Here is a 24,259-nt window from a genome sequence, read left to right on the forward strand (position 1 = left end):
GGTTCCTCTTCACAGAGCGGGTTGGGGCATCGGCGTCGCGGCCGTCGGGCCCGGTGCGCCGAGCGGTCCGCGGTAGCTGACCTGCGGGTGTCCGAGGGGGTCGGTGGTGAGTTCGGCGTCCACCTCGAAGACCTCGGCGAGCCGCTGCGCCGTCAGGACGGCGGCGGGCGGGCCGGAGGCGACCAGGCGGCCGTGGTGCAGGAGCAGCAGCCGGTCGCAGTACCGGGCGGCGAGCGACAGGTCGTGCAGCGCGACCAGGACCGTCTGTCCGGTGCCGGACAGCAGCTCCATCAGCTCCAACTGGTGTTTGACGTCGAGGTGGTTGGTGGGCTCGTCGAGCAGCAGTCCGGACGGCTGCTGGGCCAACGCGCGGGCGATGTGCGTGCGTTGCCGCTCCCCGCCCGACAGCGCCTTCCAGCGACGGCCGGCGAGCGCGGTGAGTCCTACGCGTTCCAGCGCGGCGGTGACCACGGCCCGGTCGGTGGCGTCCGGCCCGTGCCAGCGGTCGCGGAACGGGGTCCGGCCCAGGCCGACGATGTCGGCGACCGCCAGATCGCCGTCCGCGCCCGCGTCCTGCTCGACGAAGGCGACGTGCCGGGCGATCCTGCGCGCACTCCAGTCGCGTACGGACTCCCCGTCGTACCGGACCGCGCCCGCGTCGGGAGCCCGTAGGCCGGCCAGGCAGCGCAGCAGCGAGGACTTGCCGGAGCCGTTGGGGCCGAGCAGCCCGACGGTCTCGCCGGTGGCGATGTCCGCGCTGACTTCGCGTACGACCGGCGTGCCCGCCACCGACCAGCTCACTGCTTCGGCGGTGATCCTCACAGCTCACCCCGCTTGCGCAGGACCAGCAGGAAGATCGGTACGCCGAGCAGTGCGGTGATCACGCCGACGGGAACCTCGCGGGGTCCGAAGGCGATCCGTGCCAGCGCGTCCGTCCACACCAGGAACACCGCGCCCGCCAGCGCCGCGTACGGCAGCAGCACCCGGTGCAGCGGCCCGACGAGGAACCGCACCCCGTGGGGGACGATCAGCCCGACGAAGCCGATGGCGCCGACGGTGGCCACCGCCACCGCAGTGAGCACGGCGGTGACCACGAGCAGCAGCATCCGCGTGTGCCGTACGTCGATCCCGAGGGACGCGGCGGTGTCGGTGCCGAAGGCGAGCCCGTCGAGGGCGTTCGAGCAGAGCCAGGCCGCCGCCAGCCCCAGCGGGGTGACGACCGCGCAGACCGCGACCGTGTTCCAGCGGGCCGGCGCCATCGAGCCCAGGAGCCAGTGGGTGACGGCCCGCGTGGTGTCCGCGTCCGCCGAGGCCATCAGCACGAGCGAGGTCAGGGCGGTGAAGAGCTGCCCGATGACCACGCCCGTGAGGACGATGCGTACCGAGTCCAGTCCGGTGCGTCGCAGGAGCAGCAGGAGCAGCCCGAAGGAGAGCAGCGCACCGGCGAGCGCTCCGCCGGTGACGCCGAGGGTGCTCGCGCCGATCCCGAGGACGACCACGGTGACCGCTCCCGCGGAGGCGCCCGAGGAGACGCCGAGCAGGTAAGGGTCGGCGAGGGCGTTACGGGTGACCGCCTGGAGCACCGCTCCGCACACGGCGAGCGAGGCGCCGACGAGGGCGGCCATCAGCACGCGCGGAAGCCTCAGGTCCCAGACGAGCGAGTCGAGCAACGGGGGCAACGGCTCCACGTCCAGGCCGAGTCGGGCACCGAAGACGCGGGCGAGGCCGGTCCAGCCCACGTCGGCGCCGCCGATGCGGACGGCTGCCGCGACCGAGGCCGCCAGGACGGCCGTGGCGAGGAGGAAGAGGCCCGCCGCGGCCACCGCGGACCGGCGAGGGGCCGGGCCCGGCCCCCTCGGAGCGACCGGACCCGCAAGGTCGACCGGGTCGGTGGCCGCTGTGTCCGTGGCCGCCGTGTCAGCGGACATGCCCGAGGTCCTTCATGCCGGCCGCCAGCAGTCCCAGGGCGTGTACGGAGCGGACCGAGGGGTCCAGCTCGATGCCGGGCACTTCGAGGATCTTGTTGTCGCGGACCGCGGCGAGCTTGGACACGACCGGGTGCTCGGTCATGGTGGTGCGCTTCTCGGCGGCGCTGTCGCCGGGCCGGCCGCGCTCGGACAGGTCGCCGATCACGATGAAGTCGGGGTTGCGCTTGGCGACTTCCTCCCAGGAGACCTCCGGCCAGTCCCCGTCGACGTCATCGAAGGCGTTCTTCGCGCCGACGATGCGGCTCATCTCGCTGGGCAGGCCTGTCTTGCCCGCCACGTACGGCATGCCGTTGAAGACGGAGTAGAGGTAGACCACGGTCGGCTGGTCGGCGCCCCCGGTGCCCCCGGTGCGCTCCGCGGCGTTCTCCCCGGCCTTGGCGACGGCGGCGCGCTGGTCGGCGGCGAGCTTGCCGGCCCGCTCCTCGGCGCCGAAGACCTTGCCGAGGTTCTCGTAGTCGGAGAAGAGGAGCTCGAAGGGGGTCGCCCCGGCCGGGTTCTGCCCGGGGCAGTCCACGGCGCTGACGAAGGTCGGGACCTTGAGGGCGTCCAGCTCCTCGCGGGTGCCCGCCCGGTCCTTGGTGAAGAGGTCGGCGGAGCCGCCGATGACGAAGTCGGGCGTGGCGGCGCGTAGTTGCTCGCCGGTCGCGATCTTCGGGGCGATGACCGGGACCTTGGCGTACGCGGCTTCGTACGGGGCGGGGATCTTCGTCTTGAGGTTGGCGGTGCCCGCCATCGAGTCCTGGAGTCCGAGTTCGAGCAGGGTCTCGGTCGAGGTCTGGTCCAGGGCGACGGCCCGTTTCGGCGGCGCGGCGAAGGAGGCCTGGCGGCCGCAGCTCGTGACGGAGGAGGCCTGGGCGGCGGGGGCGGCTTCGGCTTTGGAGTCGTTGCCGGCGGGTGCGGCGCAGGCCGCGGTGGCGAGGGCGAGGGTCAGGGCGATGCCGAGGCGAGCGGGGTGGCGCATGGGTTCTCCGGTCTGGGCAGGGCAGGTGAGGGCGCGGGTGTGGGCGGGCGTGGGCGTTGTCGTGCACCGGGCAAGACCACCACGTTCGAAGGGTACTGTAATGGTATTCATTTTCATTAAGAACCCCGGGGGCGGTTCACCGCGCCCCCACTCCACCCCCAAGGAGCCATCACACCGTGGCGACCACACCCGCGCCCCCGGCGGCCAAGTCCGCTGACCCGCATGCGCGTTCAGTCCTCCTCGACGTCCCGTTCCTGCGCCTGTGGGCGGGCACCACCGCCTCCGGACTCGCGACCTGGGCCCTGCCCTTCGTCCTCGGGCTCGCCGTCCTCCACCGCGACCTGAGCGCCGCCGGCCTCGGCCTGGTCCTCGCCGCGCGCACGGTCGGATTCCTCGCGGCCGTCACCGTCGGCGGAGTCCTGGCCGACCGGCACTCCCGCCGCGCGGTCGTCCTCTGGTCGGCCCTGGCGGCGGCGGTCGCCGCACCCCTCCTCGCCGCCGGACTGGGCCGCTCGCTCCTGCTGATGACGGCCGCCGCCGCCCTCGCCGGAGCCGGGCAGGGCGCCTGCCGCCCGGCGTTCCAGGCACTCACCGCCGAGACCGTCGACCCCGGCCGCCGTCAGCAGGCCAACGCCGCCATGACCATGGCCGTACGCGGATCCACCCTCGCCGGACCCGCCCTGACCGCGCTGCTCGCGGCCTTCCTCGACGTCCGGACCCTGCTGCTCGGCATCGGCCTGCTCTGGCTGGTCGCCGCGCTGGTCCCGGGCAAGGGTCAGGGGGCCGTCACCGCGGCGGACCCGGCGGCCGCCGGACCCGCGCCGCGTGCGAGCTTCCGCGCCGAGTTCGTGGACGGCGTACGGGAGGCGCGCCGCCACCCCTGGTTCCTCGCCGGACTGGCCGCCCTCGTCGCGGTCATCGCCCTCGGTTACTCCGCCACCAGCGTCGCCCTGCCCCTGATCAGCCGGGACCGCTACGACAGCGAATGGGTGCTCGCGGCGGCCATGACCGCGTACATAGTGGGCGCCCTCGGCGGATCCCTGGTCATCGCCCGTTGGCGGCCGCGTTCACAGGGCTGGGCCGCCTTCGCGGGACTGGCGGCGTACGGATTCGCCCCGCTGAGCCTGATGCTCCCCGTGCATCCGGGCGTGGTCGTCGGCGCCTACGCCGTCGCCGGGATCGGGATCGAGCTGTTCAACGTGCCCTGGTTCACCGCCACCCAGCGCGAGGTCGCCCCGGACCGGCTGGCCCGCGTCTCCTCGCTGGACTTCCTCGTCTCCTACGGCCTGGCCCCGGTCGGCCTCGCGCTGATCGCCCCGGCCATCGACGTCTTCGGGGTCACGCCCGTCCTCGGCGCCTGCGCGGCCGCGTGCTTCCTCGTACCGGCGGCGGCCGCCCTGGTCCCGACCGCCCGCCACTTCGGGCGGACGGTGCCGGGGGCCGGGGCGGACACCCCCTAGAACCAGGGGCGGGCGTCGGGGGTGGGCAGCGGACGCAGGGCGGGCCAGCGTTCGAGCAGGCGGGCGGCCAAGGCGGAGCCGAGGCGGCCGACGGCGTGCAGGTGGTCGTGGTCGCGGGTCATGTCGGCGACCACGACCAGGCGGTGGACGAGCCGCTCGCGGGCGGTGACGTAGCCCCACTCGAAGTCCTCGACGGGCACCCGGGCGAGCTGGTCGACCGTCCCGCGGTGGGCCCGCTCGACGAGCGCGTCGCCCCGGATCAGCCAGCCCGCGCACGCGTCGGCGAGATCGCCCGGGACGTCCTTCCCGGTGAGGCCGCGCCAGGTGGACCGGTAGACGTCCTCGACCTCCGCGAGCGGGGCCGCGGTGACCGACAGGGCGCACCAGCAGGTCGGGAAGGCGATGCGGAAGTAGGCGAGTTCGACCAGGCCGTTGCCGAGGGAGGCCCGCTCGAAGTCGACGAAGCGGATGCCGTCGGCGGTGCGCAGGTCGTTGCCGGGGCAGGGGTCGCCGTGCAGCAGTGCATGGTGCGCGGTGGGGTCCAACCGGTCGAGGAGACCGGCGAGTTCATCGGGGACCGCGGCCGGTACGGGCACGTCGAGCGCCCTGGCCAGGGCGAGGAAGGACTCCGCGTCGCCGGCCGTGGGCCCCGACCAGACCGGTAGCGTGCCCGCGTCGGCGGGCCCGGTCAGGGCGTGCAGGCGGGCGAGCGACTCGGCGTACGCCGGCATCCAGTCGCCCGTCTCGCCGAGGTCGTCCACGTACTCCAGGACGATCATGCGTGAGGACGGGTCGGTGGCGAGCACCGCAGGGGCCACGGAGCCCCGCCCCGCCAGGCGCAGCCCGGCGAGCTCCCGCGCGAAGCGCGCGTCCGCGTCGGCGGCCGTGTCCCCGGTGTCGGTGATCTGCTTGACGATCACCGGCTGCCCGTCGGCAGGCCGCACCCACCACACCCGTGACCGCGGACTGCTGTCCAGGAGCTTGCTCTCCTCGGGGGTGCCCAGGGTGGAGAGCAGTGCCTCGTTGAGCGGAACGCTGTTCGACATGCGGACGAGCGTAGCCGCAGCTTCCCTAGGCGAGGGAGGCGACGAAGGCGGACCAGGCGGGGGCGCCGAAGGTGAGGTGGGGGCCGTCGGGGACCTTGGAGTCGCGGACGGGGACGATGTCGGGGTGACCGTCGGAGACTTCTAGGCAGTCGCCGCCGGTGCCGTCGCTGTAGGTGGACTTGCGCCAGGTGGCCATCTCAAGGCAGTCGCCGCCGCTTCCGCCGCTGTAGCTGGACTTGTGCCACGTGGCTGCCGACAGGCCGTACTCAGGCTGCTGCGTCATGCTCGTACCTCTCCGCCACTGACTCGATGAGAGCCAGCGACTCGTGAGGTGAGAGTGCGCTGGCTGTAAGGAGATCGTAGGTCAGGGAGTGGCGGGCGACTGTGGCTGGATCGTCCAACAGAATCCCTATTGCGTTCCCTTGGACGTATGCGAGCGGGGGAGCGTCGTCGAACGACATCAGTTTGAGCGTGCCACCCATGGAGGGGTGTGCTCCTGCACTGAACGGGAGTACTTGCACGATGATTCGGCGGGAGCGGATCAAGGATGCGATGTGCCGCAGACTCTGGGCCATCACGGTCTTGCTGACCACGATCCGCCGAAGGAGAGTCTCGTCGAGAACGCACCACAACAATGGTGTTGTTGGATCGCTGAGGAGCTTCGCCCGGGCCAGCCGGTTGGCGACCAGCTCGTCGATGACATCGTCCGTCGCGGTCGGCTGGTAGGCGCGGAAAACCTCCCGAGCGTACGGCTCCACCTGGAGTATTCCGGGAATCGCCAGAGGCGCGTACTCCCGGATCTCTCTGGCCAGGGCCTCCGCCTCAGCCGCAGGTGCGAAGTGGTTGGGGTATTTGGACTTGGCCAGCGCCCCGGAGTTGCGGGTGAAGAAGTCGTCCGTGCCGAGGATGGTGTCTATCTGGCGGCCCAGCTCCACCGTCATCCGCCGCGTACCCGCTTCGAGTTGGCCGATGAAGGAGCCGCTGACGAAGAGGGGCTCGCCCAGCTTGTCCTGGCTGAGGCCGGCCCTTTTGCGGGCGACGCGCAGTTCGGAGCCGAGCATGGTGCGGGGTGAGGAGAACGGGTCGACGTCTCCGGAATCGGGCACGGCAACTCCCCTGACAACAGGTGCGGGTGTTGGAGTCTGGCCCTTGAAGGCTAGCCAGCCCGTCGCCACTCTGAGTACTGAACTCGACTACTCAGAGCGAAAGGTGACATTGCAAATGGTGCTCACGCCAAGGGAACGGATGCTGGCGGCCGAGGAGGCCGTGGGGCAGTTGAAGGCCGCGCTGACGGACGTCGGGGTGGTGTTCCCCTCGCTCGGGGTGGACGGGGTGTCCGCGGCGGGGTCGTACGGGCTGCCGCTGGTCGATCTGGGGCGCTGCAACCTGGACACCGCGCTACGGCTGGCTGCCGTCCTGCACGAGCGGGCCCATCCCTGAGGGGGCGGCGAGGCGGACGGTCAGGCGCGGGAGGAACCAGCCGACCAGCGGGCCCGTGCACAGGGCGACGAGCACGGTGCCGAGGCCGAGGGTGCCGCCGAGCAGCCAGCCGAGGCCGGCCACGGACACCTCGATGCCGGTGCGCACCGCCGCGACGGGCAGCCGGGTGAGCCGGACGAGTCCGGTCATGATGCCGTCGCGCGGGCCCGAGCCGTACTGCGCGCCGAGGTAGAGCGCGTCGAAGAAGCCGAGGGCGACCAGGCCGAGGGCGAGGTACGCGAGCGCGGCGGCGGTCCCCCGGGGCGCGGGGAGTACGAGGGCTGTGGCGTCGGCGGCGAAGCCGACGATCGCGACGTTGAGGACGGTACCGAGTCCGGGGAGCTCGCGCAGCGGGATCCAGGCGAGGAGCACCAGGAGCGAGATCAGGTTGGTGGCCCAGCCGAAGGAGATGCCGAGGCTTTTCGCCGTGCCGTCGGTGAGCACGCTCCAGCTCGCCGTGCCGAGGCCGGACTCGACGAGCATCATGACGGCGGCGCCGTAGCCCGCCAGGCCGAGCAGGAGTTGGGGAACGCGGCGCGCGGTGCGGCCCGCCCGGAGCTGGGCGTAGGCGTTCATGCGGGGCGGGTGGTGAGTGGCGGGAGCGGGTACGGCCATGACTCGGGGCATGGGCCAAGCCTCAGGGGATCTGGACCCTGATTCCATGGCCAGATTGCATACGCTGGTCCGGTGAAGATCAGCGCGCACGCCGTCGGACGCATGGTGGGGACCTGGCAGGAGGGGCCCGGGCCGGCGCACCAGCGGCTCTCCGACCGGCTGCGGCTGCTGATCCTGGACGGGCGGGTCGTTCTCGGGGCGGCGCTGCCGGGTGAACGCGACCTGGCTACCGCGCTCGGTACGAGCCGGACCACGGTCGGGGCCGCGTACCGCACGCTGGTGGAGCACGGGTACCTGGAGACGAGGGAGCGCGCGCGGGCGACCGTACGGCTCCCGCACGGGGACGCGCCCGCCCGGCGGCGGGCCGGTGGCGCGGACGCGGAGGACATCGACCTCTCCTTCGCCGCTCCGCCCGCGCCCCCCGAGGTCCTGCACGCCGCCTTCGCGACGGCGCTGGAGCGGCTGCCGCTCCACTTCGAGCGGCACGGGTACGACCGGTACGGCACTGCGGAGCTGCGCGAGGCGGTCGCCGGGTGGTACGGGCGCAGGGGGCTGCCGACCTCGCCCGACCACGTCATGATCACCAGCGGTGCGCAGCACGCGATCGGCCTGCTGGTGCGCACGCTGCTGTCGCCGCGGGACAAGGTGCTGTTCGACCACCCGACCTATCCGCACGCGATCAGGGCGTTCGCCGATGCGCGCGCCCGGCTGCTGCCGGTTGCGGTGGGCCCGACCGGCTGGGACGTGCCGCAGCTCCTCGCGGCGGCGCGGTCGGCGCAATTGGCGTACCTGATCCCGGACTTCCACAATCCGACGGGGATGTACATGCCCGCGAGCGTGCGCCGGATCTTGCGGCCGGCTTGCCCGACGGTCATCGACGAGACCCTGGCGGACCTGGGGCTGGAGGCGACGGCCCCGGCCGCGGAGCCCTTCGCCGTCCACCACCCCACCGTCATCAGCATCGGCTCGGTGTCCAAGAGCATCTGGGGCGGCCTGCGCATCGGCTGGATCCGCGCCGTGCCCGCGCTGCTGGAACGCGTCGCGCGGGCCCGTCCGGCGACGGATCTCGGTACCCCGGTGGTGGAACAGCTGGCCACCGCGGTTCTCCTGAACGGCGGTCAGACCCGCAGGCCCGAGGCGCTGCTCCAACTGCGCGCACAGCAAGACGCCTTGCGGGAGGCGCTGGCCGTGCATCTCCCCGAGGTGGACGCGCCGCGGGCGGCGGGCGGTGTGACGTTGTGGGCGCGCTTCCCGGAGCCGGTCGGTTCACGGCTGGCGGCGATCGCGCCGGACCACGGGGTGACGATCGCGGCGGGGCCGCAGTTCGGGGTCGGCGGCGCGTTCGAACGCCACGTACGGCTGCCGTACACGCTCCCGCCGGCCCGCCTCATCGAGGCCGTCCGGCGCCTCGCCGCCGCCCACCGGGCCCTCACGGCGGGCGGCAGCGGAACCCACACCCCGGCGGCGGTGGCCTGAGAGCGGTTGGGCCGTGATGGTGGCCGTCCCCGGCCGTTCGGGGGAAGGCCGCGATCCGGTGCGCCCCTTCGGGCGCCGGGCATGGGCATCGTCGTCGAAACGAAAGAAGGTGGACGCGATGCCGCTGTATCTGTCGAGGTTCAGCTATACGCCGGAGACCTGGGCGAGGCTGACGGCTCACCCCGAGGACCGCTCACGGGCTGCCAAGTCGTACATCGAGTCCGTCGGCGGGAAGCTGCACGGGTTCTGGTACGCCTTCGGCACGCACGACGGCTACAACCTCTGGGAAGCCCCGGACGACGTGTCCATGGCCGCGGTTGCCCTGGCGATCAGCGGGGGCGGCGCGCTCAGCTCGTTCGAGACGACGGTCCTGCTGAGCGTGGACGACACGCTGGACGCCCTGCGCAAGGCCGAGCAGATCCGGTACCGGCCTCCGGGCGCGGCGGCGACGTCGTAACCCGGCGGGCGGCCTCCCGCCCTCAGTCCGTGCTCAGGCGGGCGTGGAGGTGTTCGTCGTGCCAGCCGTCCGCGTGGAGGAGGGCGCCGCGCATGGTGCCCTCCAAGGCGTAGCCGCAGTTCAGGGCGACGCGGCAGGAGGCCGGGTTGGCCGTGGAGTGGGTGATGCGCAGGCGGTGCAGGCCGAGTTCCTCGAAGGCCCAGCGGGTCAGGACGGCCAGGCCTTCGGTGGTGGCTCCGGCGCCGCGGCCCGCGGGGAGCAGCCAGTACGTGAACTCCCCGCTGCCGCCGCGCAGGTCGATGTCGGCGAGGCCGATCAGGCCGACCGCGGAGCCTCCGTCCGCGGGGGCCAGGGCCCAGACCGCCGAGCGTTCGGCGTGCCGGCGCTCGTGCCAGCGGGCGATGCGGGTGACGGCCCGCTCCTCCGTGAGGGGGTCCGGGCGGTTCCAGTGGCGGATGTCCGGATCGGCGTACGCGGCCACGAGCGCGGGGGCGTCGTAGGGCTCCCAGGGGCGCAGGTGCAGCCCGCAGGGGAGGGCGTACGACGGCTGGACGAGCGCGGCCATCCTGCCCGTCGGGACCACGGGCGGTATGGGGGCGGTCGGCGGGGCGGTCGGCGAGTCGGTCATCGGGTCATCATCGGGCCATCGGCGTGCCCGCGGCGCGGCCGGGGCGGGCCGTGGTGCGGCCATTGGGGGCCGGGCGCACCGGCGGCCGTAACAACTGGCGAACACTTAGTCACGGTAAGCGACATTTCATCCCTTTCTTCCTAGTCTCACGTCCCGGTACCGAGTGACCGAGCGAAATGGACGATGAGATGAGACGACGGCTTTCCGCGATCGCCGCGGCCGGTGTGGCCGCGATCCTCGCGCTGGGCGGCGGGTCGACCGCGACCGCGACGGCGGGCACGAACCCGGACGGCGGCAAGGGCGGCAAGGGGCTGTGCGCCCCCGGCGTTCCGATCGGGCCGGAGGGCGAGAAGTTCTACGACCCGCCGTCGCCGCTGCCCGACGGGGAGCACGGTGACCTGATCTGGGCCCGCCGCGTCGACGCCCCCGACGGTGCGCGCGCCTGCCGGATCCTGTACCTCTCGACCCTGCAGACCGGTACCCGCGTCGCCGTCTCGGGCATCGTGGCCTGGCCCGACGCCCCCGCGCCGCGCAGCGGCCGCAACGTGGTGGCCTGGGCGCACGGGACCGTGGGCGGCCCGCGCCAGTGCGCGCCCTCCGCGGTGCCGAACCCGGCGACCGACCTCGTCGGCTACTACACCTACGACAGCCCGTGGGGCATCGACGTCGGCGTGCCGGCGCTGACGCAGTTCCTCGACTCGGGTGACGTCGTGGTCGGTACGGACTACCAGGGTCTGGGCACCCCGGGCGTGCACCAGTACACGGTCGCCGTCACGGAGACGAACAACGTCCTGGACTCCGTCCGCGCGGCCCGCCAGATCACCGACGCCCACGCGAACCGCAAGGCGGCCGTCCTGGGCTGGTCGCAGGGTGGCGGCGCGGCGGCGTTCATCGCCCAGAACTACAAGGCGTACACCCCGGAGACCAACCTGGTCGGCATCGCGGCGCTGGCGCCCGCCGCCAACCTGGGGCCGGACTTCCGCGGCCTGGTGCTGCCCGGCCCGACGTCCCCCACCTCGCCCTCCCACAACGCGGCGCTGCGCGTCAACGTCTACCGGGGCTTCCTCGCGGCCTACCCCGGGCTGAAGGCCGAGGACGTGCTGAAGCCGGCCGGGCTGGAGGCGCTGCGCGGTGACGGGGTGATGTGCATCGAGCACCTCGCCGACGTGATCCAGAACAACGTGGGCAACGCGGGGCAGCTGGACACGCTGTTCCAGCCGCTGAGCGTGGTGCCGGAGGTCTGGCACCAGCGCTTTAGGGAGAACACCGCGGGCCTGGTCACCTCGGTGGCGCCGATCCTGGTGATGCAGGGCACGGCGGACACGGTCATCAACCCGAACTCCACCGACGAGTACGTGGAGCGGGCCTGCCGGTTCGGCAAGCCGGTCGAGTACACGAAGTACCAGGGGGCGACGCACCAGACGATCCCCAACGTCGCGGAGCCGGAGTACCTGGGCTGGATCGCGGACCGCTTCGCGGGCAAGCCGGCGCCGTCCAACTGCGCGTGATGTGACGGCTCTCTGAGCAGTCAATGAAGGCTCCCGGCCGGTGGACCACACCGGCCGGGAGCCTTCGTACGTGGGGGCCTGCCGTCAGCGGCCCACGGGGACGGGCGCCGCGTCCGGCACGGGCCCGGTGGCCGCCGCCGTCGGCGCGGTCTCCGGGGCCGTCTCCGCGTCCGGAGCGGTGTTGAACTCGGCCAGCATCTGCCGGGTGAAGCCGAAGAAGTAGGTGGCGGCGAAGCCCACGAGGTAACCGACGGCCAGGCCGCCCGCGTAGATCGCGATGGTCATCCCCATGCCCGACTTGCCGTCCAGCAGCGGGAACAGCGCCCAGCCCGAGGGGCCGATGGCGGTGGAGCCGAAGGCGGTGCCCAGCTGGTTGAAGAGGCCGACGAAGGCTCCGCCCGCGGCGCCGCCGATGCAGGCGGTGATGAACGGGCGGCCCAGGGGGAGGGAGACGCCGTAGATGAGGGGTTCGCCCACGCCCAGGAAGCCGGCCGGGAGGGCGGACTTGATGGTGGCGCGGATCGAGCGGTTGCGCGGGAGCTTGTAGTAGACGGCGATGGCCGCGCCGACCTGGCCCGCGCCCGCCATGGCGAGGATGGGGAGCAGGACGGTGTAGCCGGTCTGCTCGATCAGGGTGGTGTGGATGGGGATCAGGGCCTGGTGCAGGCCGAGCATGACCAGCGGGAGGAAGAGTCCGCCGAGGACCAGGCCCGCGAAGGCCCCGCCGGTGGCGAGCAGCCAGGTGGCGAAGGTGCCGATGGCGCTGGAGACCTCACCGGCGACGAACATCAGGCCGAAGATGGTGACGAGGCCGGAGATCAGCACCGTGAGGGTGGGGGTGACCAGGACGTCGAGCGCCTCCGGGACCCACTTGCGGCACCACTTCTCCACCTGGACGGCGAGCAGTGCGGCTGCCAGTGCGCCGAGCACGCCGCCCTGGCCGGGGGAGAGCTGCTGGCCGAAGGCGTCGATCTTCGCGACGCCGGGGAAGACGATGATCGCGGCGACCGCGCCGCCGAGGATGGCGGTGCCGCCGAACTCCTTGGCCGTGTTGTAGCCGACGAAGACCGCGATCAGGGACATGAAGCCGCTCGCCATCGCGGCGAGGGCGGGGACGACGGCCGGCACCCAGCCCATGTTGGTGAGGAACCCGTTGAGGCCGGCGATGATGCCGCAGCCGATCAGGGCGGGGATCAGCGGGACGAAGATGTTCGCGATGCGGCGCAGGAACAGCTTGAAGGGGGTGGAGTTCTTCGCCTTCCGGGCGTTCTTGATGGCCGCGCCCTGGGCGGCGAGTTCGTCGGCCGTCACGGTGTGGGGGGGTGCGGGGGCGGCCGGGGTGGTGCCCGGGGCTGTGGCGGCCGGCGCGGCCGAGCGGCCTTCCGCGACCAGGGCCTCGAACTCGGGCGTGACGCGGGCGACGGTGCCCGGTCCCAGCACGATCTGGTACGTGTCGTCCTCGACGACGCCCATCACGGCGGGCAGGGCCTTGAGGGCCTCGTCCTGGACCAGGGAGCGGTCGCGCAGGGTGATCCGCAGGCGGGTCATGCAGTGCGCGATGGAGACGATGTTGTCCGGGCCGCCGACCAGAGGAAGGATCGCGGCGGCTGTGGCGCGGTTCTTGTCAGTGGACATCTTGGTGTTCGCCTTGCTGCTGGGGGGTCAGCGGGGGGTCTGGGTGAGGGCGGCCCGGAGGTGGCCCCGGGAGGCGGTGAGCAGTTCGGCGGCCGTGGGGCCGTCGACTCCGCCGAGGATGACGAGGATGGCCTGCTTGACCTCGCCGTCGGAGGCGGTGAGCGCGGCCTCGATCTCGGCGTCGGGGGCGCCGGTGGCCAGCGAGACGATGCGGCGGGCGCGGGCGCGCAGCTTCTCGTTGGAGGAGCGCATGTCGACCATCAGGTTTCCGTACGTCTTGCCGAGCCGGATCATCGTGAGGGTCGAGATGAGGTTGAGGACGAGCTTCTGCGCGGTGCCGGCCTTCAGCCGGGTGGACCCGGTGAGGAGTTCGGGGCCGACGACCACCTCGATGCCGTGGTCGGCGGCCGCGGCGAGCGCGGAGCCGGCGTTGCAGGACAGGCCGACGGTGAGCGCTCCGCGGTGGCGGGCGAACTCGACGGCGCCGATCGCGTACGGGGTGCGGCCGGAGGCGGAGATCCCGATGACGGTGTCGTCGGCGGTCAGGGCCAGCGCGGTCAGGTCCTCGGCGGCCAGTTCCTTGGAGTCCTCGGCGCCTTCGACGGCCTTGACCATGGCGGAGGGGCCGCCCGCGATCAGGCCGACGACCTCGGAGGGGTCGGTGTTGAAGGTGGGCGGGCACTCGCTGGCGTCCAGTACGCCCATCCGGCCGGCGGTGCCGGCGCCCGCGTAGATCAGGCGCCCGCCGCGGGCCATCCGCTCGGAGATCCCGTCGATGGCGGCGGCGATCGTCTCCAGCTCGCCGGCGACGGCGGCCGGGACGGTGGCGTCCTCGGCGTTCATCAGGCGGGCGATCTCGAGGGTGGAGAGCCGGTCGATCTCGGCCAGCTCGGGGCGGAACGCCTCGGTGGTCAAGGTGGCGAGCTGGGCACGGAGTTCGGCGTACGCGGTCATGGGCTTCGGCTCCTGGGCTACGGGCTGCTAGCGGGTGGTGCTGCCCCGCTTGGCGGTGGGTACGGGGGTGTGGTGGCGGGGCGCGAGCGCCTCGTACGAGGCTGCGAGCGCGGGCGCCGCGGTCTCGTAGGTCTGCTGGGCGACGCCCACGAACAGGCAGTCCACGACGAGGAGCTGGCTGGTCCGGCTCGACATGGCCGCCGGGCGCAGCTGGGTCTCGCGGGCGGCGGAGGTCGCCAGTACGAGGTCGGCGTAGTGGACGACGGGGGAGTTGGCGCGGGCCGTGAGCGCGAGGGTGGTGGCCCCGTGCTCGAAGGCGGTCCGCAGGGGTTCGATGACGTCGCCGGTGCCGCCGGAGTGCGTGATGGCGACGGCCACGTCGCCGGGGCGCAGCAGCACGGCGGTGGTGACGGACAGGTGCGGGTCGTTGTGCGCGTGGGCGATCAGGCCGATGCGCGACAGCTTCTGCGCGAGGTCCTGGGCGACGAGGCCGGAGGCGCCGACGCCGTAGATCTCGATGCGGCGGGCGCCCGCGAGGGCGGCGACGGCCGAGCCGAGGGCGGCGACGTCGAGTCCGGCGGCGGTGTCGGCGAGGGTCTGCGCCTCCTCCTGGGCCAGTTTGGCGACCACGTCCGCGAGGGAGTCGTCGACGGCTATGTCCACGGTGACGGCGGGGGCCGCGCCGGACTCCTGCTGGGCGGCGAGCGCGGCGAGGGCGAGGCGCAGGTCGCGGTAGCCGGGGTAGCCGAGGAGGCGGGCGGTGCGGACGACGGTGGCCTCGCTGGTGCCGGTGCGGGCGGCGAGGTCGCTGACGGTGAGCGCGGCGCAGCCGGCGGGGTCCTCGGCGACGGCCTCGGCGACGGCCTGCATGGAGCGGGTCATCGAGGGGCCGAGGCTGCGGACGCGGGCCCGCAGGGCGGCGGGGGCAGGGACGGGGACGGTCGCGTCCGGGCTCCCGCTGAAGGTTTCTTTCACGTTCTTGCTCACCCTTGAAACTTATTTTCAGAAGGGTGGGAACGTCAAGGCGCCATAAGTCACCGGAGAAGGAGGACCTTCGCCACGGGGCCGATCCGGGTCCACAATGTGTCCATGGACCACGCGACTCCCCCAACCCCCCTCGAACAGGCGCTGCACGCCGCACGCGCCCTCGTACTCGCCGATCTCGTCGCGGGCGAGGTCGCCGAGGCCTATGTCGTCTCCCTCGTCGAGGACGCGGTCACCCACCGCCGGTGGTGGGTGGAGGAGTGGCCGGAGGGCGTCGACTACCTCGCCGGACTCGTCGCCCAGGACGTGAAGGACGCACTGCTGGAGAAGCACGGGCGCTGGCCGCTGTGCCCGGTCTGCAACCACGGCGAGCCGCACGCGCTGGACGTGGAGCCCGAGCTCGGACCGGACCCGATGTGGGTGTGCTCGGAGGCCGGTGTGCGGGTGGCGCCGGTGGGCGGCCTCGGAACGGTCCTCGGCGGCGGCTTCGGCGGCGGCGGCTTCGGCTCCGGTTCCGGTTCCGGCTTCGGCGAATGAGCCGCCGGTGACGGTGTACATCGACCCGCCCGACTGGCCGGGTCACGGCCGCATGTGGTCGCACCTGGTCAGCGACACCTCGTTCGAGGAACTGCACGCCTTCGCGGCGTCGATCGGCTGCCCGCCGAAGGCCTTCGAACGCGACCACTACGACGTCCCGGAGCAGCGGTACGCGGCCGCGGTCGACGCGGGCGCGGTGGAGATCGGCAGCAAGGAGCTGGTCCGGAGGCTGACGGCGGCCGGGCTGCGGCGCCCCAAGGGGCGGCCGGCATAGGCGGTGCGTCACTCTGCCGCTGAGCGGCGGCCCTCGGAGTCGTCAGAGGCGCCCGAGCCCGTCAGGGCCCTCAGACCTTCTCGGTCGCGTCCGATCGGGTCGGGGTCGAGCCGGCCACCACGCGGGTCGGGCGGGCCGCGCGGGACCCCGTACGGCGGTCCAGGCGGAGGGCTGCGAGGCCCAGGGCGATGGCGGTGACGGTCATCGCGCCGCCTGCCCAGGCGGTGGCGGAGTAGCCGTACCCGGCGTCGATGACGGTGCCGCCGAGCCAGGGGCCGCCGGTGTTGCCGAGGTTGAAGGCGGCCGTGGTGGTCGCTCCGGCCAGGGTCGGGGCGGCGCCCGCGACGTTGAACATGCGGGCGTTGAGCGCCGGGGCCGTGAAGAACGCCGAGAAGCCGATCAGGAACGCGAGGACGATCGCGGCCGCCGCGGTGGAGGCCAGCAGGGCCAGCGCCGCCAGGAAGGCGGTGGAGGCGGTGATGCCCCACAGCATCACCCCGAACAGGTGCGCGTCGGCGATCCGCCCGCCCACCATGGTGCCCACCAGCGCGCCGATCCCGAAGAGGCCGAGGATCCAGGGGACCCACTGGGAATCCAGTCCGGCCACGTCCGTGAGCAGCGGGGACAGGTAGCTGAAGGCGCAGAAGACCCCGCCCGCGGCGAGCGCCGTGATGCCGATCGACAGCCACACCTGCCGGTCGCGGTAGATGCGCAGCTCGCGCGCGAGCGTCGGCTTCTCGGCGGGCAGCGGGATCTTGGGGATCAGCGCGAGGATGCCGACCAGGGCGACGGCGGAGGCGGCGCCCACCGCCCAGAACGCGGACCGCCAGCCCAGGTGCTCACCGAGGAAGGCGCCGGCCGGGACGCCGAGGACGTTGGCGATGGAGAGGCCGCCGATCATGACGGCCATCGCGCGGGCCCGCTGGTGCTGCTCGACCATGGCGATGGCCACGGCGGCGCCGACCGCCCAGAAGCCGGCGCAGGCGAGCGCGGAGACGATGCGGGAGGCGAAGAGCAGCTCGTACGAGGGGGCCAGGGCGCCCGCGACCTGCCCGAGGCCGAAGAGGCTGATCAGCGAGAGCAGGGTGGTGCGCCGGGGCAGCCGCAGCGTGGCGACGGCGAGCAGGGGCGCTCCGACGACCATGCCGATCGCGAAGGCGGATATGAGCAGGCCCGCCTGGGGGATCGTGACGCCCATGTCCTCGGCGATGGGTGGCAGGAGTCCGGAGAGCATGAACTCGCTGGTGCCGAGGGCGAAGACGGACAGGCCGAGGACGTAGACGGCAACGGGCATACGGGTGCGTTCGGCTGGGGCGGGCATGAACCATCTCAACAGCGACGAACGGGATCACATTCCCCGGGCTACTCGGAGGGCTCGCCGAGGTCCGTCAGCTCGGCCAGCTCGGCGGCCAGGTTCGCGCGGGCCGGGGCCTCCCAGCGCGCAGCCCCGTAGGCGGTGCGGAAGAGGCGGGGCAGCTCCAGGAGCTGGCGCAGCACGGCGGCCCGGCCTGCACGGAAGGCCTCGTCGGGGACGAAGGCGTACTCGGCGCGCACGGCTGCCGCGTAGGCGGCGTACTCCTCGGCGGTGCCCGCCAGGACGCCCAGGTCGGCGTCGCAGAGCAGCTCGCCGTTGGCGTCGCCGGGCGCGGGGTCGTGGGTGACGGTGAGGCGCACGAGGCGGGCCACCTCGGCGGTGCGGGCCCCGTCGATGCCGAGCTCGGGCAGGGCGCGCTCGGCGAGGGCGGCGCTGCGCTCCTCGTTCTCGGAGCGGTCGGGCCGGTAGACGGCGTCGTGGAACCAGGCGGCGAGCTCGACGGCGGCGCGGTCCGATGCCGCCTCCTCCGCTTCCGCCTCGTCCGCTGCGAGTACGTCGATGCGCGCGAGTACGTCGGCCAGGTGCGCGGTGGTGTGGTACCTGCGCTGCGGCTCCGCCCAGGCGGTGAGGAGGCGGTCGGCGTAGGGGGCGGGGTCGCGGTCGGGGGTGGCGCCGGCGGCGGCGGTGGTGGCGTGCCAGCGGGCGCGGAGGTTCTGCTCGCGATGCGTGTCGGAAGTCATGGCGGATGTCATGCGCACATTGTGGTGGTGGCGTGATTGTGCTGGTGAAGGGTGGGCGGAGGCCCGTACCCTGAATATTGGACTAGACCTATTTTCCAATGCAGGACGAAGGATGGGATTACATGAGCAACCGTGCGCTCCTGGAGGTGATCGCCCTCGACGTGGAGGACGCGGTCGCGGCCCAGGCCGGTGGGGCGGACCGACTCGAGCTGGTCACCGACATGGCCGCCGACGGGCTCACCCCGCCGCGCGAGACCTTCGCGGCGATCCGGGCGGCGGTCGACATCCGGCTGCGCGTGATGCTCCGGAAGGCGGACGGCTTCTCGGCGGGTTCCGCGCAGGACGTGGAACGCCTGGTGGAGGAGGCGCGGGCGCTGCGTGCGGAGGGCGCCGAGGAGTTCGTGCTGGGCTTCCTGAACCCCGACGGCAGCCCCGACCTCACCGCCGTCGAGGCGGTCGTGGCGGAGCTCGGCGGCTGCGGGTGGACGTTCCACCGCGCGATCGACCGGGCGGCGGACCGTGACCAGCTCCGCAAGGCGGTCGCGGACCTGCCCGGCCTCGACACCTACCTGACCGCGGGTGCGGCGGGCGGGGTCGACGAGGGCCTGCCGACGCTGCTGGCGGAGGCGGCGAAGTCCGGCACCCCCGGCTACGAGCCGCGGATCCTGGTCGGCGGCGGCCTGGCCCTCTCCCACCTGCCGGTGCTGCGCGGAGCGGGCATCGACGCCTTCCACATCGGCAGCGCGTCCCGCCCCGACGGCTGGGACCGCCCGGTGTCGGTGGCGGCCGTCGCCGAATGGCGCTCCGCCCTGTCCTGACCGGACCGGTCCGGACCGGGGGAGGCGCACCGGGGCGAGGGCGGCCCTGCGGGGGCGGAGTCCCCTACCCGCCCTTCCACCGTTCCCCGGGGCTGCGCCCCGGACCCCGCGCCCCAAACGCCGACGAGGCTGGATTGTGCCGCGCAGCGGCAAATCCAGCCCGTCCGGCGTTCGGGGCCTGCCCCCGCAGGGCTACGCCAGGGCCCCCGGCAGCGGGGCGGCGTGGAGGACGGTGAGGCCCGAGACGGCTCGGGTGAGGCAGACGTAGAGGCGGCGCAGGCCCGTGCGTTCGTCGGGCTCGCCCGCCACCACGTCCGCCGGCTCGTGCAGGACGACGTAGTCGTACTCCAGACCCTTCGCGAGGGACGCCGGCACCAGCGTCAGCCGCGACTCCGCGGTCGTCTCCTCGCCGGGCGAGAGGGAGGGCAGGCCCGCCGCAAGCAACGCCTCCCCGAGCTCCGCGATCCGCTCGTCCGCCGCGATCAGTCCGATCGACCCCTCGTGCACGAGCGAGGCCCGGCACGCCGCGATCACCGCCCCCGGGAGGGCGGAGTCCGAGTCGACTTCGGAGACGACCAGCGAGCCCGGGGTCTCGCGGACCGAGGAGACCGGCGACAGGCCCGGCGAGATCGCCGGCAGCAGCCGCGAGGCGTAGGCGATCACCTCGCGCGGCACGCGGAAGCCCGCCGTCAGTTCCTCCAGGACCGCACCCGGCTTGCCCAGATGCCCCAGCGCCTCGTCCCAGCTGCGCGTCGCCCACGGGGTCGTGCCCTGCGCGAGGTCCCCGAGGACCGTCGCCGAGCCGGTCGTGCAGCGCCGGCCGACCGCCCGGTACTGCATCGGGGACAGGTCCTGCGCCTCGTCGATGACGACGTGGCCGAGCGAGTGCGTGCGCTCCACCAGGTCCGTCGCCTCGTCGATGAGGACCAGGTCCGCCGCCGACCACTTCACCGACTTCACGCTGCGCGCCGGCTTCGCCCACAGCAGCAGTTCCTGCTCCTGCGCCGACAGGACCCCGTCCGCGTGCGCCGCGAGGAACTGCGCGTCCGAGAGCAGCCGCAGCACCAGCTTGGCCGGTTCCACCAGCGGCCACACCGTCTTGACCACGGCCTTCACGGCGGGATTGCGCGCCACCGCGTCCTGGACCCGGTCGTCGGGCGCCTCGCCCGCCTGCTCCATGCGCACGAGGACCGTGTGCGCGATCCGCTGCGGGAGGGCGTCGCGGGCGGCTCCGTAGCGGATGTCGCGGTTCTGGAGCTCGGTGACGATCTCGGCGATCTCGTACGCGGGCACCCGCCAGCGGCGCGATCCGCGGACCACCATCAGCGGTTCGACCGGCTCCGTCACGTGCGAGTGGACCGCGCGGCGCAGGACCTCCGCCATCCGGGCGTCGCCCTTGACCACGGCGGTTTCGGCGGCGTCCGCACCGCGTACCTCAAGGTCCGCGCGGGCGACCAGATCGTCGACCGTGGCCTGCTTCACCTCCAGCTCGCCGAGGGCGGGCAGGACCTGCTCGATGTAGTGCAGGAAGGAACGGTTCGGCCCGATGACCAGGGTTCCGGTACGGGCGAGGCGGTCGCGGTGCGCGTAGAGGAGGTACGCGACGCGGTGCAGGCCGACGGCCGTCTTGCCGGTGCCGGGACCGCCCTGCACGCAGACGGAGCCCGACAGGCCGGAACGGACGATCTCGTCCTGCTCGGGCTGGATCGTCGCCACGATGTCGCGCATGGGACCCACGCGCGGGCGCTCGATCTCCTGCTGGAGCAGCTTGCTGACGGCCGCCGCCTCGGCGGGGTCGGAGAGGTGCTCGTCCTCGTACGCGGTCAGCTCGCCGCCCGTGTAACCGAAGCGGCGGCGCAGCCCGACGTCCTGAGGGTCGTTCTTGGAGGCCCGGTAGAAGGGCTGGGAGACGGGCGCGCGCCAGTCGATCACCATGGGATCGCCGCCGGCGTCGTGGACGTGGCGGCGGCCGATGTAGAACTGCTCGCCCTCCGCGCCCTCGGCGAGCTCCGCGCCGGGCGCGTGCAGGTAGTTGAGGCGGCCGAAGAAGAGGGGGGTGTGGGCGAGGTCGGCGAGGGCCTTGATCCGGTCGTCGATCTGGGCCTGGAGGACGACCGCGTTGACCCAGTTCGCGGTGACGTCGCGGATGTCGAGGTTCTCGACGTCCTCGCGCATCGCGCGGAGCGCGGACCGGGAGGCGGCGAGGTGGGCCCGCTCGCGGCCCAGCGGGTCGGTGGCGGCTGCGTCGGCTGCTGATGCGGCGTCGGGGTCGGTGACGTGGGCGTGCGCGGGCACGGAACTGCCTCCATCTGCTGAGGACCTGCGTGATGCGGGCGGACGGGCCCGCCGGTTTCCGAGCGGCGGGCGGCGCTCCCGATGACGCGGCGGGAGGCGGCAAGAGCGGAGATTCTAGTCATCGCGAAGGCGCTGCGCGAATGGATAAAGGGGGGCCGAAAGTCCTTCGGGGCGGTGACCCCGTACGGGGGGTGTTCGGTCCGTGTCCTCCTTCGGGCAGAGCCCGTAGGGGGAGGCATGGGCCGGGAGGAGGAGGCCGGAGAGCGGGAGGTTCAGCCCTCAGGGCGATGCGACAACCCGGTCGAAAACCGACCATGGATACATGAGCACCGCAACCTACACCCCGGTCCAGGGTCGCCGCCCTCGCGGCGCCACCGCCACCTCCGACTCCCGCCGCCCCCGCCACAGCGCCGGCAGCGTCCTGCGCGCCGCCAAGGTCTTCGCGGCGACCGCCGTGAGCGTCGTCGTCCTCGGTGAATACGCCGAGGACGCGGGAGTCATACGCCGCTGAGGTGCCTCCGCGCGGGTGTCCGGCCGTTGATCCACTAGGGTCGCGCCGTGACCCGGAGTTCCGAGCCCAGCCGCTCTCCGTCGCCCCGCGCCGGCGTGCTGCTCGCGGGCCTGCTGCTCGTGCTCGGCGTGCTCTGCGTCGCCCTGCGCATCCCGGTGGCCGATGCCCTCGCCCCCGGTCTCTCCGCCGCCGAGTGGAGCCCGCCCGCCGCGTATCCGCCCTTCGCGGCCATCCTCTTCGCCCCGGCCGCCTGGCTGCCGACCGGCGTACTGAAGGCCGTCCTGGTGGGGGGCAGCGCGGGCCTGTTCGCCCTGCTGATCCTGCTGTCGTGCCGGCTGACGGGACTGCGGGCCCGGCCGGGCGCGGTGCTGGCCGCCACCGTCGCCGGGGTATGGCTGGAGCCGCTGTTCCAGAGCCCGCTGTCCGGACAGATCGCCCTGGCCCTGGCCTGCCTCGTCCTGTGGGACCTGCACCGGCCGCGCGGCGCGCTCGGCAAGGGCTTCGCGCTGGGCACGGCCGCCGGGATCACCCTGACCCCGGCGCTGCTGATCCCGTACTTCCTGCTGACCGGCCGGGTCAGGGTCGGGCTCACCGCGCTGGCGGCCTTCGCGGGCAGCGGCCTGCTCGGGCTGCTGGTCCTCCCGGGGGCCTCCGCAGAGTTCTGGTCCCGGCACCCGCCCACGGGCGGCCGCTCGCTCCTGCTGGACTGGCCCCACCTGTGGGTGTGGACCGTGCCCCTGCTCACGGCTCTGCTCGCCGCGGGCCTGCGCCGGCGCCGGGGTCTGCGCCTGGACCCGCGCCTGGGGCCAGGCCCTGCTCGGCGCCTGGGGCCAAGTCTGCGCCGACCGGCCGCCGACGAGCCCGTCGTCGGGGAGCCGGCCGGCGGGGAGGATGCCGCGGGCCTTCGGGATCAGCCGTCGGCCAGCAGCTCGTCGGCGTCCATGATCCGGTAGGCGTAGCCCTGTTCGGCCAGGAAGCGCTGGCGGTGCGCGGCGAAGTCCTGGTCGATGGTGTCGCGCGCGACGACCGAGTAGAAGCGCGCCTCGTGGCCGTCGGCCTTCGGGCGCAGCACGCGGCCCAGTCGCTGGGCCTCCTCCTGGCGGGAGCCGAAGGTGCCGGACACCTGGATGGCGACCGTGGCCTCGGGCAGGTCGATGGAGAAGTTCGCGACCTTCGAGACGACCAGCACGCTGATCTCGCCCTCGCGGAAGGCGTTGAAGAGCTTCTCGCGCTGCGCGTTGGAGGTCTCGCCCTTGATGACGGGCGCGTCGAGGTGTTCGCCGAGCTCGTCGAGCTGGTCGATGTACTGCCCGATGACCAGCGTCTGCTCACCCGCGTGCTTGGCGACCAGCGCCTCGGTGACCTTCCGCTTGGTGGCGGTGGTCGCGCAGAAGCGGTACTTCTCCTCCGTCTCGGCGGTCGCGTAGGCGAGGCGCTCCGACTCGGTGAGGTTCACGCGGACCTCGACGCAGTCGGCCGGCGCGATGTAGCCCTGCGCCTCGATCTCCTTCCACGGGGCGTCGAACCGCTTGGGCCCGATCAGCGAGAACACGTCCGACTCGCGGCCGTCCTCACGCACCAGCGTGGCGGTCAGACCGAGGCGGCGGCGTGCCTGGAGGTCCGCGGTGAACTTGAAGACCGGCGCCGGCAGCAGGTGCACCTCGTCGTAGAGGATCAGGCCCCAGTCCCGGGAGTCGAAGAGCTCCAGGTGCGGGTAGATGCCCTTCCGCTTCGTCGTCAGGACCTGGTAGGTGGCGATCGTGACGGGCCGGATCTCCTTGCGCGTACCGGAGTACTCGCCGATCTCCTCCTCCGTCAGCGAGGTCCGCTTGATCAGCTCGTGCTTCCACTGGCGGGCGGAGACGGTGTTCGTGACGAGGATCAGCGTGGTCGCCTTGGCCTTCGCCATCGCGCCGGCGCCGACCAGCGTCTTGCCGGCGCCGCAGGGCAGCACGACCACGCCGGAGCCGCCGTGCCAGAAGCCCTCGACGGCCTGCTGCTGGTAGGGGCGCAGCGCCCAGCCGGTCTCGTCGAGCTCGATCGGGTGCGCTTCGCCGTCCACGTACCCGGCGAGGTCCTCGGCGGGCCAGCCCAGCTTGAGCAGGGTCTGCTTGATCTGTCCGCGCTCGGAGGGGTGCACGGCGACGGTGTCGGCGTCGAGGCGCGCGCCGACCAGCGGGGCGATCCGCTTCGACCGCAGGATCTCCTCCAGCACCGGCCGGTCGGTGCTGGTCAGGACCAGCCCGTGGACGGGGTGCTTGGAGAGGGTGAGCCGGCCGTACCGGGCCATGGTCTCGGCGACGTCGACGAGCAGCGCGTGCGGGACGGGGTAACGGGAGAACTCCACGAGCGCGTCGACGACCTGCTCGGCGTCGTGCCCGGCGGCGCGGGCGTTCCACAGCCCGAGCGGCGTGATCCGGTACGTGTGGATGTGCTCGGGAGCACGCTCCAGCTCGGCGAAGGGCGCGATGGCCCGCCGCGCGGCCGCGGAGAGCTCGTGGTCGATCTCGAGGAGGAGTGTTTTGTCGCTCTGGACGATCAGTGGACCATTCACACGCAGCGCCCCGTTTCACTCTGG

The 24,259-nt window shown here is 73.0% G+C and carries 25 protein-coding genes; 10 read left to right on the forward strand and 15 right to left on the reverse strand.

Annotation, left to right across the window (positions count from 1 at the left end; all coding sequences use genetic code 11):
* Positions 1–9 precede the first annotated feature (9 nt).
* The 3 genes from ACFVX6_RS27720 to ACFVX6_RS27730 are packed head-to-tail and all read right to left on the reverse strand — an operon-like array spanning position 10 to position 2,949.
* Positions 10–822, reverse strand: coding sequence for an ABC transporter ATP-binding protein (locus ACFVX6_RS27720; RefSeq protein WP_389695904.1), 813 nt, complete (start codon positions 820–822; stop codon positions 10–12).
* Positions 819–1,928: a FecCD family ABC transporter permease gene (locus ACFVX6_RS27725; RefSeq protein WP_389695906.1), complete on the reverse strand. Its 1,110-nt coding sequence runs from the start codon at positions 1,926–1,928 to the stop codon at positions 819–821. The genes ACFVX6_RS27720 and ACFVX6_RS27725 overlap by 4 nt, the downstream gene beginning before the upstream one ends.
* Positions 1,918–2,949 (reverse strand): ABC transporter substrate-binding protein, encoded by a 1,032-nt coding sequence (locus ACFVX6_RS27730; RefSeq protein ID WP_389695908.1) that lies wholly within the window; start codon positions 2,947–2,949, stop codon positions 1,918–1,920. Before ACFVX6_RS27730 ends, ACFVX6_RS27725 begins: the two co-directional genes overlap by 11 nt.
* A 176-nt stretch (positions 2,950–3,125) precedes the next feature.
* Here ACFVX6_RS27730 and ACFVX6_RS27735 point away from each other — a divergent pair, with 176 nt between their 5' ends.
* Positions 3,126–4,409 carry an MFS transporter gene (locus ACFVX6_RS27735; RefSeq protein ID WP_389695910.1) on the forward strand — a complete coding sequence of 428 codons (1,284 nt, stop codon included), beginning with the start codon at positions 3,126–3,128 and terminating at the stop codon, positions 4,407–4,409.
* Here the strand turns inward: ACFVX6_RS27735 and ACFVX6_RS27740 are convergent.
* From ACFVX6_RS27740 to ACFVX6_RS27750, 3 genes are read right to left on the reverse strand one after another with little or no spacing between them, the layout of a single operon-like run.
* On the reverse strand, positions 4,406–5,455 hold the full coding sequence (locus ACFVX6_RS27740; protein ID WP_389695912.1) for a phosphotransferase: 1,050 nt from the start codon (positions 5,453–5,455) through the stop codon (positions 4,406–4,408). The genes ACFVX6_RS27735 and ACFVX6_RS27740 overlap by 4 nt on opposite strands.
* A 25-nt stretch (positions 5,456–5,480) precedes the next feature.
* Positions 5,481–5,738 carry a DUF397 domain-containing protein gene (locus tag ACFVX6_RS27745; protein WP_389695914.1) on the reverse strand — a complete coding sequence of 86 codons (258 nt, stop codon included), beginning with the start codon at positions 5,736–5,738 and terminating at the stop codon, positions 5,481–5,483.
* Positions 5,722–6,561 carry a helix-turn-helix domain-containing protein gene (locus tag ACFVX6_RS27750; protein ID WP_389695916.1) on the reverse strand — a complete coding sequence of 280 codons (840 nt, stop codon included), beginning with the start codon at positions 6,559–6,561 and terminating at the stop codon, positions 5,722–5,724. The genes ACFVX6_RS27745 and ACFVX6_RS27750 overlap by 17 nt, the downstream gene beginning before the upstream one ends.
* A 115-nt stretch (positions 6,562–6,676) precedes the next feature.
* Between ACFVX6_RS27750 and ACFVX6_RS27755 the strand changes: the two genes are divergently transcribed.
* On the forward strand, positions 6,677–6,895 hold the full coding sequence (locus tag ACFVX6_RS27755; RefSeq protein ID WP_254386664.1) for a hypothetical protein: 219 nt from the start codon (positions 6,677–6,679) through the stop codon (positions 6,893–6,895).
* On the opposite strand, the gene ACFVX6_RS27760 is transcribed toward ACFVX6_RS27755, so the two are convergent.
* The gene (locus ACFVX6_RS27760) at positions 6,854–7,561 is read right to left on the reverse strand and encodes a YitT family protein (RefSeq protein ID WP_389695918.1); all 708 of its coding nucleotides are present in this window, start codon (positions 7,559–7,561) and stop codon (positions 6,854–6,856) included. The two genes, ACFVX6_RS27755 and ACFVX6_RS27760, sit on opposite strands and share 42 nt — an antisense overlap.
* A 60-nt stretch (positions 7,562–7,621) precedes the next feature.
* On the opposite strand from ACFVX6_RS27760, the gene ACFVX6_RS27765 reads away from it, so the two are divergent.
* Together ACFVX6_RS27765 and ACFVX6_RS27770 are read left to right on the forward strand one after the other, a co-directional pair.
* Positions 7,622–9,025: a PLP-dependent aminotransferase family protein gene (locus tag ACFVX6_RS27765; RefSeq protein WP_389695920.1), complete on the forward strand. Its 1,404-nt coding sequence runs from the start codon at positions 7,622–7,624 to the stop codon at positions 9,023–9,025.
* Positions 9,026–9,143: 118 nt separating this feature from the next.
* Positions 9,144–9,482 (forward strand): GYD domain-containing protein, encoded by a 339-nt coding sequence (locus tag ACFVX6_RS27770; RefSeq protein WP_389695922.1) that lies wholly within the window; start codon positions 9,144–9,146, stop codon positions 9,480–9,482.
* A 22-nt stretch (positions 9,483–9,504) separates the two neighbouring features.
* Here ACFVX6_RS27770 and ACFVX6_RS27775 read toward each other — a convergent pair whose 3' ends face one another.
* Positions 9,505–10,110 carry a GNAT family N-acetyltransferase gene (locus tag ACFVX6_RS27775; protein WP_389695924.1) on the reverse strand — a complete coding sequence of 202 codons (606 nt, stop codon included), beginning with the start codon at positions 10,108–10,110 and terminating at the stop codon, positions 9,505–9,507.
* 188 nt (positions 10,111–10,298) lie between these two features.
* Between ACFVX6_RS27775 and ACFVX6_RS27780 the strand changes: the two genes are divergently transcribed.
* Positions 10,299–11,618 (forward strand): lipase family protein, encoded by a 1,320-nt coding sequence (locus ACFVX6_RS27780; protein ID WP_389695926.1) that lies wholly within the window; start codon positions 10,299–10,301, stop codon positions 11,616–11,618.
* An 84-nt stretch (positions 11,619–11,702) separates the two neighbouring features.
* Here the strand turns inward: ACFVX6_RS27780 and ACFVX6_RS27785 are convergent, their stop codons facing one another.
* Genes ACFVX6_RS27785 through ACFVX6_RS27795 form a run of 3 tightly spaced genes read right to left on the reverse strand, consistent with a single transcriptional unit; the run spans position 11,703 to position 15,194 of the window.
* Entirely contained in the window at positions 11,703–13,253 is a 1,551-nt protein-coding gene (locus ACFVX6_RS27785) for a PTS transporter subunit EIIC (RefSeq protein WP_389695928.1), read from the reverse strand.
* Between the two features lie 27 nt (positions 13,254–13,280).
* Complete coding sequence (murQ, locus tag ACFVX6_RS27790) at positions 13,281–14,207, reverse strand: N-acetylmuramic acid 6-phosphate etherase (RefSeq protein WP_389695930.1); 927 nt, start codon at positions 14,205–14,207, stop codon at positions 13,281–13,283.
* 27 nt (positions 14,208–14,234) lie between these two features.
* Positions 14,235–15,194 (reverse strand): MurR/RpiR family transcriptional regulator, encoded by a 960-nt coding sequence (locus tag ACFVX6_RS27795; protein ID WP_389695932.1) that lies wholly within the window; start codon positions 15,192–15,194, stop codon positions 14,235–14,237.
* 102 nt (positions 15,195–15,296) lie between these two features.
* On the opposite strand from ACFVX6_RS27795, the gene ACFVX6_RS27800 reads away from it, so the two are divergent.
* Together ACFVX6_RS27800 and ACFVX6_RS27805 are read left to right on the forward strand one after the other, a co-directional pair.
* Entirely contained in the window at positions 15,297–15,728 is a 432-nt protein-coding gene (locus ACFVX6_RS27800) for a hypothetical protein (RefSeq protein WP_389695934.1), read from the forward strand.
* 7 nt (positions 15,729–15,735) lie between these two features.
* Complete coding sequence (locus ACFVX6_RS27805) at positions 15,736–16,002, forward strand: DUF4031 domain-containing protein (protein ID WP_389695936.1); 267 nt, start codon at positions 15,736–15,738, stop codon at positions 16,000–16,002.
* Between the two features lie 70 nt (positions 16,003–16,072).
* Here ACFVX6_RS27805 and ACFVX6_RS27810 read toward each other — a convergent pair whose 3' ends face one another.
* Entirely contained in the window at positions 16,073–17,296 is a 1,224-nt protein-coding gene (locus tag ACFVX6_RS27810) for a Cmx/CmrA family chloramphenicol efflux MFS transporter (RefSeq protein ID WP_389695938.1), read from the reverse strand.
* A 68-nt stretch (positions 17,297–17,364) separates the two neighbouring features.
* Positions 17,365–18,069 (reverse strand): hypothetical protein, encoded by a 705-nt coding sequence (locus ACFVX6_RS27815; protein WP_389695940.1) that lies wholly within the window; start codon positions 18,067–18,069, stop codon positions 17,365–17,367.
* Positions 18,070–18,179: 110 nt separating this feature from the next.
* Between ACFVX6_RS27815 and ACFVX6_RS27820 the strand changes: the two genes are divergently transcribed.
* The gene (locus ACFVX6_RS27820) at positions 18,180–18,875 is read left to right on the forward strand and encodes a copper homeostasis protein CutC (RefSeq protein ID WP_389695942.1); all 696 of its coding nucleotides are present in this window, start codon (positions 18,180–18,182) and stop codon (positions 18,873–18,875) included.
* Between the two features lie 192 nt (positions 18,876–19,067).
* Here ACFVX6_RS27820 and ACFVX6_RS27825 read toward each other — a convergent pair whose 3' ends face one another.
* Positions 19,068–21,170 (reverse strand): HelD family protein, encoded by a 2,103-nt coding sequence (locus ACFVX6_RS27825; RefSeq protein WP_389695944.1) that lies wholly within the window; start codon positions 21,168–21,170, stop codon positions 19,068–19,070.
* A 322-nt stretch (positions 21,171–21,492) separates the two neighbouring features.
* Here ACFVX6_RS27825 and ACFVX6_RS27830 point away from each other — a divergent pair, with 322 nt between their 5' ends.
* Both ACFVX6_RS27830 and ACFVX6_RS27835 read left to right on the forward strand, forming a co-directional pair.
* Complete coding sequence (locus ACFVX6_RS27830) at positions 21,493–21,681, forward strand: hypothetical protein (protein WP_327306059.1); 189 nt, start codon at positions 21,493–21,495, stop codon at positions 21,679–21,681.
* 47 nt (positions 21,682–21,728) lie between these two features.
* Positions 21,729–22,634 (forward strand): glycosyltransferase family 87 protein, encoded by a 906-nt coding sequence (locus ACFVX6_RS27835; RefSeq protein ID WP_389695946.1) that lies wholly within the window; start codon positions 21,729–21,731, stop codon positions 22,632–22,634.
* Here ACFVX6_RS27835 and ACFVX6_RS27840 read toward each other — a convergent pair.
* Positions 22,592–24,235 carry a DNA repair helicase XPB gene (locus ACFVX6_RS27840; protein WP_250750761.1) on the reverse strand — a complete coding sequence of 548 codons (1,644 nt, stop codon included), beginning with the start codon at positions 24,233–24,235 and terminating at the stop codon, positions 22,592–22,594. The genes ACFVX6_RS27835 and ACFVX6_RS27840 overlap by 43 nt on opposite strands.
* Between the last annotated feature and the right edge of the window lie 24 nt (positions 24,236–24,259).

The sequence above is a fragment of the Streptomyces sp. NPDC058289 genome (genome assembly GCF_042880975.1).
Classification (GTDB): Bacteria; Actinomycetota; Actinomycetes; order Streptomycetales; family Streptomycetaceae; genus Streptomyces; species Streptomyces stoeckheimensis.

Excerpts from the sequence above, each read along its gene's own strand:
- ACFVX6_RS27725 (WP_389695906.1), bottom strand. The coding sequence starts at position 1,928 with ATGTCCGCTGACACGGCGGCCACGGACACAGCGGCCACCGACCCGGTC.
- ACFVX6_RS27730 (WP_389695908.1), bottom strand. The coding sequence starts at position 2,949 with ATGCGCCACCCCGCTCGCCTCGGCATCGCCCTGACCCTCGCCCTCGCC.
- ACFVX6_RS27740 (WP_389695912.1), bottom strand. The coding sequence starts at position 5,455 with ATGTCGAACAGCGTTCCGCTCAACGAGGCACTGCTCTCCACCCTGGGC.
- ACFVX6_RS27745 (WP_389695914.1), bottom strand. The coding sequence starts at position 5,738 with ATGACGCAGCAGCCTGAGTACGGCCTGTCGGCAGCCACGTGGCACAAG.
- ACFVX6_RS27755 (WP_254386664.1), top strand. The coding sequence starts at position 6,677 with ATGGTGCTCACGCCAAGGGAACGGATGCTGGCGGCCGAGGAGGCCGTG.
- ACFVX6_RS27760 (WP_389695918.1), bottom strand. The coding sequence starts at position 7,561 with ATGCCCCGAGTCATGGCCGTACCCGCTCCCGCCACTCACCACCCGCCC.
- ACFVX6_RS27770 (WP_389695922.1), top strand. The coding sequence starts at position 9,144 with ATGCCGCTGTATCTGTCGAGGTTCAGCTATACGCCGGAGACCTGGGCG.
- ACFVX6_RS27775 (WP_389695924.1), bottom strand. The coding sequence starts at position 10,110 with ATGACCGACTCGCCGACCGCCCCGCCGACCGCCCCCATACCGCCCGTG.
- ACFVX6_RS27780 (WP_389695926.1), top strand. The coding sequence starts at position 10,299 with ATGAGACGACGGCTTTCCGCGATCGCCGCGGCCGGTGTGGCCGCGATC.
- ACFVX6_RS27785 (WP_389695928.1), bottom strand. The coding sequence starts at position 13,253 with ATGTCCACTGACAAGAACCGCGCCACAGCCGCCGCGATCCTTCCTCTG.
- murQ (WP_389695930.1), bottom strand. The coding sequence starts at position 14,207 with ATGACCGCGTACGCCGAACTCCGTGCCCAGCTCGCCACCTTGACCACC.
- ACFVX6_RS27800 (WP_389695934.1), top strand. The coding sequence starts at position 15,297 with ATGGACCACGCGACTCCCCCAACCCCCCTCGAACAGGCGCTGCACGCC.
- ACFVX6_RS27810 (WP_389695938.1), bottom strand. The coding sequence starts at position 17,296 with ATGCCCGTTGCCGTCTACGTCCTCGGCCTGTCCGTCTTCGCCCTCGGC.
- ACFVX6_RS27815 (WP_389695940.1), bottom strand. The coding sequence starts at position 18,069 with ATGACATCCGCCATGACTTCCGACACGCATCGCGAGCAGAACCTCCGC.
- ACFVX6_RS27820 (WP_389695942.1), top strand. The coding sequence starts at position 18,180 with ATGAGCAACCGTGCGCTCCTGGAGGTGATCGCCCTCGACGTGGAGGAC.
- ACFVX6_RS27830 (WP_327306059.1), top strand. The coding sequence starts at position 21,493 with ATGAGCACCGCAACCTACACCCCGGTCCAGGGTCGCCGCCCTCGCGGC.